Below are 13,616 nucleotides of genomic sequence, written 5' to 3' on the forward strand. Positions count from 1 at the left end.
TCGCTCAGGTGGCCTCGCCTTCGGCCCACCGCGCCGGGTAGAGCAGCAGGCTGACGGTCGTGCCCCGCTCCGAAGACGCAATCGACAACTCGCCGCCAATGGCGGCCGCGCGGCTGCGCATATTGGCCAGGCCGTGGCCCTGGGCGCCGGACTGCGCATCGAAGCCGCGCCCGTCGTCGCGGATCTCGATCAGGATGGCCTCGGCGCCGGCGCCCGCGAGGCTGCGCGCCACCACTTGCACCGTAGCGCCGCCGGCATGCTGCATGACGTTGGAGAAGGCTTCCAGCAGCAGGTACTGTAGCTCGCGCACGATCTGCGGCGTCAGGCCGGCCACGGGCGGCAGCCGCTCCACTTGCCAGTCCACCCGCAGCTTCGCCGCCTCCAGGCGGGCCCGCAGCCGGTAGCGCAGGTTGCCCAGCACCACGGCGAGGTCGCCGCCAGTGTCTTGCATGGCATCCACCGAGAGCTTCAAGGCATCCAGCGCTTGCTGCAGATGTTGCTGCAGCACCATGGGCGAGCCATGGCCTGAGCGCAACAGGCTGAGCGCCCCGACCAGCGTGCTGCCCAGGCCATCGTGCATGTCGCGCATGATGCGCCCGCGCTCTCGCAAGGTGGCCTGCTCGCGCTCGATCTCACGTGAGTGCGCGTAGAGCAGATGCAGCTCTTCCTCCTTTTGCGCAACCTTGCGGTCCAGGTTGCGGTTGAGCTCGGCCAGCGAACTGGTGGTGCGCGTATAGCGGTCCACCAGCAGCCAGGCCATGCTGAGGCTGAACAGCTGCGAGACGTACTTGGTTAGCGATGTGTCCCAGTAAAAATCGTTGCTGAACAGGATGCGGATCACGTCGGCGGTGCTCAGCGCGCTGGCCAGCGCCACCGTGGCGGCTAGCACCAGGCGCTCGCGGCTGGGGCGCCGCAGCGCCGCCCACGCCAGCGCCGTGGCGATGCCGCACGCTAGCAGCATGTTGACGGCCCAGTCGAACAGCTTGAGGCTGGGGGTGTTGAACAGGAATGTCATCACCACGATCAGCGGCAGCTTGATCCACAGGAAAGCGGTGACCAGCCACGCCGGCCACGGCGAGCGAACGTCGATGATGATCAGCGCGAACCGGGCTGTGGCCACGATGAACAGGGTCCGGCTGGCCAGCACCAGCACCTGCCACGCGTGCAGCGGCAACGGGGCGCTGTCCAGCAGGCGCTCGACCACGCTGACCGACCATGCGATCTCGGCTAGCGCATAGAGGCCGAACAATGGATCGCGCTGGCGCCACCAGATCAGCAGCGAGATCGCCGTCAGCAACAGGCTCAGCGCCGTGATCACCAACGGCCCGATCACGCGGAACCAGAGCGCGCCCAGGTAGTGCGAATGCACCAGCCGGCCCGGCCCGAACTCGACGCGCGACAGGCCTGCCTTGGCATTCGCGCGGGCGGCGATCTTGATCGTCAGCTCGTTCTCCGGCTGCAGCATGGCCTCGGGCACGGGGATGTACAAGGGGCGCTGGCCGCCGTAGAGGGCAGGCGCATCCATGGCGCCGGAGGCGGCCAGCAGCTTGCCGTTGAGATGCATCTCGAAGCTGTTGGCCGCGCGCGCCAGGTAGAGCGCGGGGATGTCCTGCCCGGCGCCGCGGTAGGGAAAATCCAGGCGATAGGTCGCCGTGCCGTCGCGGCCGGGGTAGACGCGGTCCCAGTCGTGGGGCAGTGCGATCTCGGCCGGCTGGGGCGCCTGGCCTTGCCCGGCGCCGTCGGGGCGGACCACGGCCAGCGCTTGCTGCAGCACCTGCACCTGGTTTGCCGGGTCCGGCGCGGATGGCAGCGACGGATCCTGGCGCTCTGCGCCGCAGGCGGTGACCCCACAGCCCATGGCGAGCCACAGGGCACTCAGGCACACCAGCCGCAGGATGGGCAGCAGGGCCATCGGCATTGGCCTCAAAAGGTCTTCAACAGGCCAAGCTTGTGGGCTTCGAATACGGCCTCGGTGCGGGAGTTGACCGCCAGCTTGCCGTAAATGTTCTTGATATGCGCCTGCACGGTGTGCACGCTGATCGCCAGGTGCCCGGCGGTTTCCGCATAGGTGTACCCGCGCGAGATCAGGTCGAGCACCTCGGTCTCGCGGGCGGATAGCGTCACGTCCATGCCAGGGGCGCCCTGCGCCGGGATGCCAGGCACGCTGGCACTGCGCAGCCGGGTGATGACCTTGCGCGCGATCACCGGGCTCATCGGTGAGCCGCCGGCGCGCAATTCCAGCACGGAGGCGCGCAGGTTGTCGTCCGATTCGTCCTTGAGCAGGTAGCCGGTGGCGCCCGCGGCGATGCTGGCCAGCACATTGGCCTCGTCACCGAACATGGTGATCACCATGCAGTCGCAGCGCGGGTGCAGCCGGCGCGCTTGACGGATGACATCGATGCCGGAGCCGTCCGGCAGCCCGAGGTCGCACAGCAGCACGTCGGGCTCATGCGCGGCCAGCCACTCGCAGGCGCTGGCGCGCTGCGCGCAGGCCGCCATCACCTGGATGCCCGGCAAGCTGGCCAGCGCATTTTGCAGGCGCACGCTGGTGGCGGGGTCATCCTCGACCAGCAGGACGCGGATATCGGCCTCTGGGGCCGCAGACAGGTTCTGTGAGGGCATGGTTCAGGCTGAGGTAGTCTCGACTATGGCGCGCATTGGCGCGGGGCGGTACTCCATATTCATGGGATGGCGTCTGGCGGCAATCGTAGCGCCGGCACCGGATACGGTCAAACCGGCGGCAGCCCGCGCCGCAGCCATTCGGTTCGGCCGTGTTACCCGCCAGTCAGGCGGGTAACACCCAAGCGCGATGCGAAGCGAGCCGTCAAGGTGTGCCCAGGCCGTATGGGGCGCCTCGGGCTTCGGCGAAAAGAGCGGAAAAGAGGGACCCATGTCTGAGTATCGCCTTAAGGCGATGCGAGTTTGGGTCCCGGCCGCTCTTTTCGCCGAAGCCCGAGGGGGTGTCGCCCCATCCGGCGCGCCTTCTTTGCCTACTTTCTTGGCAAGACAAGAAAGTAGGTCGCCGCGCCGCAGGCGTGGTGAAACCGCAGTTGAAGTTGCAGTTGAAGTTGAAGCCCCAACCCCAACCCCACCCCCAACCCCTCAAGAAGTCATAACAACCTGATTCCTCCCATTCCGCTTAGCCTGATAAAGCCCGGCATCAGCAATCTCCACAATCCGGCTAAAAGGCAAATCCGCACCAGGCACGAGCGCCGTGCCCCCAATGCTGACAGTCACATGCTGCCCCACCAGCGACCCGCTATGCGGCACCTGCAGGGACTCGATCGCGCGCCTGACCTTCTCGGCCAGCAGCCGTGCCCCGCCGGGCGAGGTGGACGGCAGGATCATGGCGAACTCCTCGCCGCCGAAGCGCGCCGGAAGGTCCGCCGGGCGCGCGCAGTTCTCGCGGATCACGCCGGCAACACGGCGCAGCACCTCGTCCCCGGCCACGTGGCCGTAGGTGTCGTTGTAAGCCTTGAACGAGTCCACGTCGATCATCAGCAGCGCCAACTGGCTTTGCTCGCGATTGGCGCGCTTCCATTCGGCCCCGAGGTACTCGTCGAAATAACGCCGGTTCGACAGCCCGGTCAGGCCGTCCGAGTTGGTCAGCCGCTGCAGCTCCAGGTTGGTCTCGAGCAACTGCTGCTGGCTCTGGCGCAGCGCGCGGTAGGCCTCGTCGCGCTGCTGCAGGTTGAGGTACGAGCGCGAGTGATAGCGGATGCGCGCGACCAGCTCGATGGTGTCAGGCAGCTTGACCAGATAGTCGTTCGCGCCGGCGGCGAAGGCCGCGCTCTTCATGAGCGGGTCTTCCTTGGTGGATAGCACGATGATGGGGATATCGCGCGTTGCCGGGTTGGCGCGGTAGCGGCGCACCAGCGTCAGGCCATCGATGCCAGGCATCACCAGATCTTGCAGGATCACCGTGGGACGGGTGCGCTCGGCCACGGCTACGGCCTCGTCAGGCTTGGCGCAGTAGTGAAAATCGATATCTTGTTCGGGTTCCAGCTCGCGCCGTACCGCTTCGCCTACCATGGCCTGGTCGTCCACCAGCAGCACCATGGCCAGGTATTCATCCGGGCGCAGGGGCGCTCTAGGGGTTGTATCTTTAGACATTGTCTTCCTCGTGCTCTCCGACCTGGAGACGCTAACAGCATGATCCTGGCATGGCGGCGCAGGCGCGCGCGGCCAGGTTTGCATTGTGTTTCATGTTGTTAGCGCCTCTGTGCTACCCCTGGTTGTTGATGGCATTGCATGCCCGTACGATGCGGGCGGCGATCTGCTGCAAAGGCAGGATTTCGCTGGCGGCCCCAATGGCGGCGGCGGCCTTGGGCATGCCGTAGACGGCACTGCTGGCCTGGTCCTGGGCGATGGTCAGGTAGCCGCGCTCGCGCATGGCCTTGAGGCCCAGCGCGCCGTCCCGGCCCATGCCGGTGAGCAGCACGCCCACCGCGTCACCGCGCCAGTGCTGCGCCACGGTCTCGAAAAACACATCGATCGAGGGCCGGTACAGGTAGTCGCTCGGCTCTTCGGTGTAGACCATGCGCGAGGCGCTGACCAGGCGCAGGTGGTCGTTGCTGCCAGCCAGCAGCACGGTGCCCGGCTGCGGCCCCTCGCCCTCGCGGGCCAGGCGCACCGGCAGCGCGCACTGCGCGTCCAGCCAGTCGGCCATGCCGGCTGCGAAGGCCTCGTCCACGTGCTGGACCGCGACCACGGCGGCGGTGAAGCCGGCCGGCAGGCCGCCCAGCACGGTAGCCAGCGCGGCCGGGCCGCCGGCTGATGCGCCCAGCGCGACAAGGCGCTCGGCGCTGGCCTTGTGCCTTGGCGGCGCGGCCGCGCGCGCGGGTCCGGTGCGGCCCTCCAGCAAGCGGCCGATATTGCGGATCTTGCGCAGCAGGGGGCCGCTTGCCAGTTGCGAATCCGGCTGGGTCAATGTGGGCGTGTCCACGGCGTCGATGGCGCCTTGCCCCATGGCATCGAAGACCTGGGTGGCGTTGCGGCCAAGGTCCATGGTCACCACCACGATGGCGCATGGCGTGGCTGCCATGATGCGGCGGGTTGCCTCGACGCCATCCATCACCGGCATCATCAGGTCCATCAGGATCAGGTCGGGCGTGCGCGCGGCGGCCAGGCGCACAGCGCTCTCGCCATCCTCGGCCACCCATGTGACCTCCAACGCGGGATCCAGGGCAATGACGCGCCGCAGCGCGACCACCGCCAGGTGGGAGTCGTTGACGATGCCGATCTTCATGCGCGTGCTTCTCCAATCAGGTCTTGCACCGCATCGAGCAACGCGGCGTCCTGGAAGCTGCCCTTGGCCAGATAATAGTCCGCGCCGGCCTGCAGCCCGCGCTGGCGATCCTGCTCCCGGTCCTTGTAGGACACCACCATCACGGGCAGGTGCATCAGGCGGGCCTCGCGCTTGATGCGGCTGACCAGCTCGATGCCGTCCATGCGCGGCATGTCGATGTCGGTGATGACCAGGTCGAAGGATTCCGCGCGCAGCACGTTCCAGGCATCCATGCCGTCCACCGCTACCGTGACGTCATAGCCGCGGTTGGACAGGAGCTTGCGCTCCAGCTCGCGCACCGTGAGCGAATCGTCCACCACCAGCACGCGCTTGCGCCGTACCGGGGCGGCCTCCGCTGCGCGGCGGATGCGGTCGATCTTGCCCTCCGAGAGCAGCTTCTCCACGGAGCGGACCATATCCTCCACGTCGAAGATGAGCACCGGCGTGCCATCCTCGGTGAGGCTGCCGGCGGCGATGTCCTTGATCTTGCCCAGGCTTGCCACCAGGGGCTGCACCACCAGGATGCGCTCGCCCAGCAGCCGGTCCACCGCCACGCCGTAGGTACGTTCGTGATCACCCAGGACCACCACCGGCACGGTGTCCTCGTCGCGCCGGGTCTCCGCTTGCTGCAGGACCTGTGCCGCGCTCACCAGCCCGACCTGGCGCCCGCCAAAGCGGAAGTGCTGGCGGTTTTCCAGCTGCTCGATGCTGCCGCGCTCCAGGTTGATGGCCTGCATGACATAGGCCAGCGGGAAGGCATAGGCCTCGCCGGACACCTCCACCAGCAAGGCGCGCACCACCGACAAGGTGAGCGGCAACTCCAGGTGGAATTGCATGCCGCGCCCGCTCTCCTGCGTCAGGCGGATGCTGCCGCGCACCTGGCGGATCATGTCCTGCACGGCGTCGAGCCCGACGCCGCGCCCGGACACTTCGCTGACGGTTTCGCGCATGCTGAAGCCGGGCAACAGCAGGAAGTCGAGCAGCTCGGCCTGCGACAGCCTGGCCACGGTTTCCTCGGGCACCAGCTTGCGCCGCACGATGGCGGCGCGCAAGGCGTCGAGGTCCACGCCCGCACCGTCGTCGGCAATCACGATCATCAGGCGGCCGGCGTTGTGGCGCGCGTTCAGCGTGATGCGGCCTTCGACCGGCTTGCCCGCGGCGCGGCGCGCCTCGGGCAGCTCGATGCCATGGTCCACCGCGTTGCGCAGCAGGTGCGCCAGCGGCGCTTCGAGCTGCTCCAGGATGTCGCGGTCGACCTTGGTGCTCTCGCCGACCAGTTCAAGGTGCACGGCCTTGCCCAGCGAGCGCCCCAGGTCGCGCACCATGCGCGAGTAGCCGGTGAGCCCGTCGGCGAGGGGCCGCATGCGACTCGCCAGCGCCCGGTCATAGAGCTGGTGCGAAAGCTGGCCGGTGCGGTGGTCGTACTGCTCCAGCTCCGTGACCCGTTGCGACAGTTGCTGGTGGCTCTCGCCCAGCAGGCGCTGTGCTTCTGCCAGCGCGGCGTGGGCGGCGGGATCGGCCGTGCCGGCCGCGAGCGTGACCTGCAGGGCGTCGAGTGCCTGCAGCGCGCGCATCTGTACGCGCCGGGTCTGCTGCAGGGCGTTGCCGAAGGGCTTGAGCCAGTGCGTCTCCACCATCGCCGCGCCCGACAGCGCCAGCAGCTGGTCCAGCGTATCGGCGCTGACGCGCAGCATGCGCTCCTGGGCTTCCGGCTCGCGGGGGGCTTCGCCGGGCGCGAACGTGGCTGGTGCCGTGGCCGTGCCGGGGACCATGCCGGGGACCGCATCGGAGACCACGTCGGCCACCGGGCCATCTGGTGGCGCCGGGTGGACGGCCGCTGTCACCGTGGCCTCTGGCTCGGCCGCGGATGCACTCGCAGGCGTTGCCGCCGCCGAGGCATGACCCGTGGCCCAGGCGTCGGAGTCCACCTCCTCGCCGGCCAGCAGCGCGGCCATGCGCAGCACCAGCGCATCGACTTCGGCCTTGCCGTCCCGGTCGGCCCAGTCCAGATCGCCGCCGGGCGGGCAGCCCAGCCGCAGCAGGAGGTCGGTGCCATGCAGCAGGGTGTCGATATGCACGGGCCGCAGCAGCAGCTCGCCGCGCTGAGCGGCCACCAGGCAGTCTTCCATCACGTGTGCCACGCGCACGCCGCCATCCAGGCCGACGATGCGCGCGGCGCCCTTGAGCGAGTGCGCGGCGCGCATGCACGCCTCGAGCTGCTCGGCCGCGGCGGGGTCGCGCTCCAGCGCCAGCAGGCCGGTGTTGAGGACTTCAGCCTGCGACTGCGCTTCCAGCGCGAACAGCTCGAGCAGCGAGGCGTCGCGCAACTGGTCGGGGTTCATGCCAGGCTCCGCTTCAAGGCTTGTTGCAGCCGGGCCGGGTCGAGCAAGCCCACCGTGCGCTGGCCGCTTGTCAGCAGCGCGCGGGTGTAATGCGCCGAGGCGCGTGACAAGGTGGTCGGCAAAGGCTGCAGGTCGGCTTCGGCGATCCGTTCGATGCCAGTGACTTCATCCACAGGCAGCGCGATGGCGGTGCGGCCCTGGCCCAGCACCAGCAGCCTGGCGCCGTGTCCGGCGCTGCCTTTGGCATTGGCGGCGGCGTTGGCGGCGGCGTTGGAGGCGGCGCCGGCGGCAGGGTCCTGCCCGAGCAGCCGTGCCAGCGAGATGCATACCAGCAGATTGCCGCGCACGCTGGCCAGGCCCAGTACCGCGGCGTGGCGGCGGTGCGGCAGCGAGTGCACGGGGCAGGGCGCGGTGACCAGCGCCAGCGCGCCCGCGGGCAGCGCCAGCCATTCGTCGCCGATGCGAAACACCAGGCATGACATGGCAGGCCCGCGCGCGGTGGCATTGGCATGAACGGCGTGGCCGTCCGGCAGGCTGACTTCGCCGGTGGGCAGGTTGTCAAGCAGCGTGAGCGCCGCGCGCGAATAGGTTGGGCAGTTGCGGCAATGGATGTGCACGGCCAGCAGCGCACAGCTGCCATCGCCCAGCACGCCGATGCGGCGCCAGCAATCGTCGACGGCGACCGTAACAGTGCCCATGCCGGGCGGCTGGCCATGCGCGGCCAGGGGATGCGATGCGGGCTCAGCCATGACGGATCGGGGTCTTGCGCTGTGCGCGGTTTCTCAGACGGGCCGAGGCCGCGCCGTCGCCTTCCGCTTCCAGGATGGCAGCCATATGGTAGAGCGCCTCCTGGTGGGCCGGGTCGAGGTAAAGCGCGCGGCGATAGGACTCGCGCGCGTCGGCGGGACGGCCGGTGGCGTCGTGGAGCACGCCCAGCAGGCAGTAGCCGGCAGCCGACGGACCTTGCGCATCCAGGTGCGCCACGCAGGCCGTCACTGCGGCGGCCAGTTCGCCGCGATCGGCGAGCCGGGAGATCCGGGACAGTGCGTCGGTGCTGGCCTCGGCCCGCTCGGCCGCTTTGCCGGTGGTGGAGGCGCCAGGCGCCGGTGCCGAGGGCGCCGGCACGCCGATGGAGCCCGCATGGCCGCCTGCGGCCGGCGGCCTCGGCGGCTGCGGCCACGGTCGCGGGGCGGCCCGGGCCGGCGCACTCGGCTGCGCAGGATAGCGCGGCATTGCCGGCGTGGCGCTGCCCGCCTGGTGCGCACTGCGCCGGGTGAAGGCAAAGGCAAGCGGCACGCCCGCCGAGATAAAGCCGTGCCGCGTGAGCAGGCTGGCCTCGGCCGGGCCGACAAAGAGCGTGGCATCCTGCCGGCTCAGCCGTTCCAGCATCTTGAGCGAACGGTGCTGGGTCGGTGCATCGAAATAGATCAGGAGGTTGCGGCAGAACACAAAGTGGTAGGGCGGCTCATTGGCCATTAGCCCTGGGTCGAGCAGGTTGCCGCGCAGCATCCGTACTTTGGCGCGCACGTTGGCCTTGAGCGCGTAGCCACCCGCGCAGGGGGTGAAATGCCGGTCGCGGAAGTCCAGCGGGGTGCCCCGGAAGGAGTTGTTGCCGTATTGCCCGATGCGCGCGCGTTCCAGCGAGCGGGCACTCACGTCCACGGCATCGACCTGGAAGCGTTGCTCCGGCACGCCGGCGTCCAGCAGCGCCATGACAATCGAGTATGGCTCTTCGCCGGTCGAGCAGGGCACGCTGAGGATGCGCAGGGGCGCGGCGCCGTCCGGCGCGCGATCGCTGCCGAAGACCCGCAAGGCGGCGAAGCGGCCGAGCGCCAGCAGCGCCTCGCGATGGCGGAAGAACCAGGTCTCGGGGACCACCACGGCTTCGATCAGCGACTGCAGTTCGTCCGGGTGCGAGTGCAGCAGGTTCCAGTACGCGTGGTGGTTGGGCACCGCGGCCGCTGCCAGGCGCTCGCGCAACGCGCGCTCGATCATGCCGGGGCCGACGGTGGCGGCGTCCAGGCCAATGCGCTCCTTGAGCAGTGCTTCGATATGGGAGGCGGTGGTCATGGCCCTGGCGCGGTGGCGTCAGCCGCCGGCAGATCGGGGAATAGCCTGGCGTGCACGTCGTCGGGCAGCAGGGCATCGACCTTGATCCACTGCACCAGCCCCTGGCTGCCGCTGCGCACGGGCCCCAGGTAGCGGGCCGGGGCGGCGTCCACGCCGCTGTCGATAAACTCGGCGGGCTCGCAGCGCAGCGTCTCGGTGGCGTACTCCAGCCGTAGCCCGAGCAGGCGTGCAGGCGCCTCCGCGTGCCGGCGGTAATGCACCAGTACGGTGCGTGTACTGGTCCGGCTGGCGACCGGCGTGCCAATGGCCAGCGCATTGATGTCGATGACCGGCACCACCTGGCCGCCCCGCGCCAGCAGCCCGCTGACCCAGGCCGGCGCCTCGGGCAAGTGCTTGAGCGTGGTCAGCGGCAGCACTTCGACGATCTCCTTCGCGTCCAGCGCGTAGTGGTCGGTCCCGATGCGAAAGAGCAGGAAGAGTTTCATGGGGTTGCGTGGGTGCCCGGGGCGCTCAAAGTGCGCTCAAACCTTGAAGCGCGACACGCCGGTGCGCAGGTCGTTGGCGACCAGTGTCAGCTCGTCGATCGCCTGGCTGGACTGGCGCAGGGATTCCACCGTCTGCTGGGCCGCCTCGGACAGCTGCATCAGGGCCTGGTTGATCTGTTCCGCGCCGCCCGCCTGGGCTTGCATGCCCTCGTTGACCATCTGCACGCGCGGTGCCAGCGACTGCACCTGGCCGATGATCTGGGAGAGCTGGTCGCCCACCTGGGTCACCTCCGACATGCCGCGCCGCACTTCCTCGGAGAACTTGTCCATGCCCATTACGCCCGCCGCCACCGCTGACTGGATCTCGCGCACCATCTGCTCGATGTCGTAGGTGGCCACCGCGGTCTGGTCGGCCAGGCGGCGGATCTCGGTGGCGACCACCGAGAAGCCCCGCCCGTACTCGCCAGCCTTCTCGGCTTCGATGGCAGCGTTGAGCGACAGCAGGTTGGTCTGGTCCGCGACCTTGGCGATGGTCGTGACCACCTGGTTGATATTGCCCGCCTTCTCGTTCAGAGTGGCCAGCTTGGCGTTGACCGAGCCGGCGGCTTCCATCACATGGTGCATGGTGGCTTCCATGCGCGACAAGCTGGCCTGGCCGGTGCCGGCCAGGCCAGCGGTCTGCTCAGCGGCGCCGGAGACTTCGGTCATGGTCCGGACCAGGTCGCGCGAGGTGGCGGAGATCTCGCGCGAGGTGGCGCCGATCTCGGTGGTGGTGGCCGCCGTTTCGGTGGCGGTGGCCTGCTGCTGGCGCGCGGTGGCGGCGATCTCGTTGACCGAGGTGGTGACCTGGATGGCCGAGCGCTGGGCCTGCCCGACCAGCGCGGTGAGGTCGCCGGTCATCTGGTTGAAGCCCTGCTCGACTTCCAGGAACTCATCCTTGCGGTTTAGCGACAGGCGCTGGCGGAAGTCCCCGCCACGCATGTCGGCGAGCTGCTTGACGATCGAGCGCATCGGCACCGTAATGGAGCGGAACAGCAGGTAGCCGGCCACCAGCGACTCCAGAAGGGCAGCGATCAGGGAGACCTCGATGCTGATCTTGGCCGTTTGCACCGCCTGGTTGATGCTGCTGGCGCCTTCCTCGGCCACTTTGTTGTTATCTTCCAACAGTGTTTGCACGGCCGTGCGGCCTTCGGTCCAGGCTGCGTGGATGGGTCCGCGCAGCTTGGCCTCGGCGGCGACGACCTCCGGGCCGGTCGCCGCGAACAGCGGCGCCGAAAGCTCGTCATAGTGCCGGCGCAGTTCCCGGTATTTCTCGAAGCGCTCGCGATCGTCGGCGCGCCGGATCGAATCGGCGTACTTTGCCTCCAGGCCGTCCAGCCGCTTGAGCAGGGTCGAGTTGGCCTCGGCGTATTGCCGGCGCTCGGCGTCATTGGCCGCGGTCACGCTCTGCCAGGCCAGCACATAGGTCTCGCCCCAGGCGCCGCGCATCGCGGTGCTGTAGTAGAGTCCCGGGAGCGCATCGTCGCGCAGCGCATTCGCATGGGTCTGGATGGCCGACTGGCGGTCATAGGCGACCACCGCCGTGAGTAAAATGACCGCCAGGATGAAGGCAAAACTTGCCAGGATGCGCGTGCGGATGGTCCAGTGAGTCACGGTGCGGTTTCCCGTTGCTTATTCTTGTCGGAAGGCGGTCCATGACCGGCCGGGCGCACGGGAATCGGCGCGCGTGCGCGGGCCGGGCGCGAGCGGCCGGTTGATAGCGGCGTAGGGTACTGTAAGGCCCCGGCCATTTCAATGGCGCCCGCGCAGCGGCAAGGGGATTCGGTGCGTTGCAACTTGTTGCCGCAACATATCGTTTAACTCGGCTTGATTTTTTCCTGGTTTTAGTCACACTTGCCAAATAGACAGATCGGACCGATGTCGATAATCACGAACAGGGCAGGCATGGTGGCCAGGTCAGAGGCGAAGGCCGGCGCCCCGCCAAACGCGGACATTGATCCGCTGACAGGCGTAGCGTCGCGCCAGGCATTCTTGAACACGCTGGAAGGCCGCCTGCGCACGGAGGCTTCCCCGCGCTGCTCGCTATTGCTGCTTGGCATCGACGATTTCCGCGCGTTCAATGACATGCATGGCCATGCCGAGGGCGACGAGATCCTGCGCCGGGTGGCCCGCCGCCTGCGCGACGCCTCGCCGCGCGATGCCATTCTGGGGCGGGTCGGCGGCGACGAGTTCGCCGTCTTGCTGCCTTCCATTGCCGATCCCACCCTGGTGCGCCACGTCAGCGCCGCCATCCTTTCGCTGCAGACCGAGCCCCACGAGTACGGCAACCGGCGCCACCACGTGCTGGCCAGCCTGGGCGCCTGCGTGATGCCGGCTGGCGGCGACAATGCCTCCGATGCCCTGGCCTCGGCCAGCCTGGCCCTGGGCCGGGCCAAGCGCGACGGCGGCCGCACCATCCGCTTCTTCAAGCCGCAGATGCGCACCGACGTGACGACCCGCCTGTCGCTGGTGCAAGCGCTGCGCGACGCCTACGCGCAGCGCCAGTTCGAGTTGCTGTACCAGCCCCAGATCGACCTGCGCGATGGCCGCGTGGTTGGCGCAGAGGCGCTGATGCGCTGGCGCCATCCCACCCAGGGCTTGCTGACGCCGGCCAGCTTCATCGACGCGCTGGCCGCCAGCAGCGTGGCGGCGGACGTCGGCGTCTGGCTGCTGCATACCGCCTGCGCCCAGGCGCGCATGTGGTCGCTCGGGTTTGCCGATGCACCGCGGGTGGCCATCAACCTGTTTGCCGCGCAGCTTAGCGAGAGCCGGCTGCTGACCGAAGTCCGCCACGTGCTGCGCGAGCTGGCACTGGCGCCGGAGCGGCTGGAGCTGGAGATCACCGAGACCATCGCCCTGCAGCAGGGCGACGAGTTTTCCGGGCAGTTGCAGACCCTGCGCCGCGACGGGGTGACCCTGACCTGCGACGATTTCGGCACCGGCTACGCCTCGCTCAGCTTCCTCAAGTCCTTCCCCGTGGACCGTATCAAGATCGACCAGTCGTTTATCCGCAATGTCACGCAGAACCCGGTCGACGCCGCCATCGTGCGCGCCATGGTGAACGTGGGTGGCAGCCTGGGCATCGGCGTGGTGGCCGAAGGCGTGGAAACCGTCGAGCAGCGGGATTTCCTCTCCGAGAATGGCTGCCATGAGGTACAGGGCTACCTGTATGGCAGGCCCATGTCCGCCGACAAGTTCACCGAGTTCCTGCAGCAGTCGGCACGCTGATCCGGGCCGGCTGCCCGGGCACGTTGCGCCACTTTCCGCCACTTCCCCATCGTCCCATGGCCTTGCCGCGCGGCGTGCGCGCAAGGCCCGCGCTCGCGCGGCTTGCGGCAAATTGTTTCCGGCTTTGTCCCGGCCACCGGGCTCCTGCGGCTAACGCCGGCAGCA

10 protein-coding genes are annotated in these 13,616 nt (G+C 68.7%); 1 reads left to right on the plus strand and 9 read right to left on the minus strand.

Going from position 1 to position 13,616, the window contains the following annotated elements:
- Positions 1-4: 4 nt before the first annotated feature.
- The 9 genes from AC1RQC_RS06980 to AC1RQC_RS07020 form a co-directional block, all read right to left on the minus strand.
- Positions 5-1,912 carry a sensor histidine kinase gene (locus tag AC1RQC_RS06980; protein WP_492376733.1) on the minus strand — a complete coding sequence of 636 codons (1,908 nt, stop codon included), beginning with the start codon at positions 1,910-1,912 and terminating at the stop codon, positions 5-7.
- 11 nt (positions 1,913-1,923) lie between these two features.
- Positions 1,924-2,622 (minus strand): response regulator, encoded by a 699-nt coding sequence (locus AC1RQC_RS06985; protein ID WP_492376732.1) that lies wholly within the window; start codon positions 2,620-2,622, stop codon positions 1,924-1,926.
- A gap of 480 nt (positions 2,623-3,102) precedes the next feature.
- Positions 3,103-4,113 (minus strand): diguanylate cyclase, encoded by a 1,011-nt coding sequence (locus AC1RQC_RS06990; protein ID WP_492376493.1) that lies wholly within the window; start codon positions 4,111-4,113, stop codon positions 3,103-3,105.
- A 112-nt stretch (positions 4,114-4,225) separates the two neighbouring features.
- Complete coding sequence (locus AC1RQC_RS06995; protein ID WP_492376492.1) at positions 4,226-5,248, minus strand: chemotaxis response regulator protein-glutamate methylesterase; 1,023 nt, start codon at positions 5,246-5,248, stop codon at positions 4,226-4,228.
- Positions 5,245-7,629: a hybrid sensor histidine kinase/response regulator gene (locus AC1RQC_RS07000; protein WP_492882766.1), complete on the minus strand. Its 2,385-nt coding sequence runs from the start codon at positions 7,627-7,629 to the stop codon at positions 5,245-5,247. Before AC1RQC_RS07000 ends, AC1RQC_RS06995 begins: the two co-directional genes overlap by 4 nt.
- The gene (locus AC1RQC_RS07005; protein WP_492882768.1) at positions 7,626-8,378 is read right to left on the minus strand and encodes a chemotaxis protein CheW; all 753 of its coding nucleotides are present in this window, start codon (positions 8,376-8,378) and stop codon (positions 7,626-7,628) included. Before AC1RQC_RS07005 ends, AC1RQC_RS07000 begins: the two co-directional genes overlap by 4 nt.
- Positions 8,371-9,699: a CheR family methyltransferase gene (locus AC1RQC_RS07010; protein WP_492376489.1), complete on the minus strand. Its 1,329-nt coding sequence runs from the start codon at positions 9,697-9,699 to the stop codon at positions 8,371-8,373. The genes AC1RQC_RS07005 and AC1RQC_RS07010 overlap by 8 nt, the downstream gene beginning before the upstream one ends.
- Positions 9,696-10,184 carry a chemotaxis protein CheW gene (locus AC1RQC_RS07015; protein WP_492376488.1) on the minus strand — a complete coding sequence of 163 codons (489 nt, stop codon included), beginning with the start codon at positions 10,182-10,184 and terminating at the stop codon, positions 9,696-9,698. The genes AC1RQC_RS07010 and AC1RQC_RS07015 overlap by 4 nt, the downstream gene beginning before the upstream one ends.
- A gap of 36 nt (positions 10,185-10,220) precedes the next feature.
- Positions 10,221-11,837, minus strand: a complete 1,617-nt coding sequence (locus tag AC1RQC_RS07020; RefSeq protein WP_492882771.1) for a methyl-accepting chemotaxis protein — start codon at positions 11,835-11,837, stop codon at positions 10,221-10,223.
- 291 nt (positions 11,838-12,128) lie between these two features.
- On the opposite strand from AC1RQC_RS07020, the gene AC1RQC_RS07025 reads away from it, so the two are divergent.
- Positions 12,129-13,451 carry a putative bifunctional diguanylate cyclase/phosphodiesterase gene (locus AC1RQC_RS07025; protein ID WP_253928481.1) on the plus strand — a complete coding sequence of 441 codons (1,323 nt, stop codon included), beginning with the start codon at positions 12,129-12,131 and terminating at the stop codon, positions 13,449-13,451.
- Positions 13,452-13,616: the final 165 nt, after the last annotated feature.

The organism is Cupriavidus sp. GW822-FHT03E04, assembly GCF_058801495.1.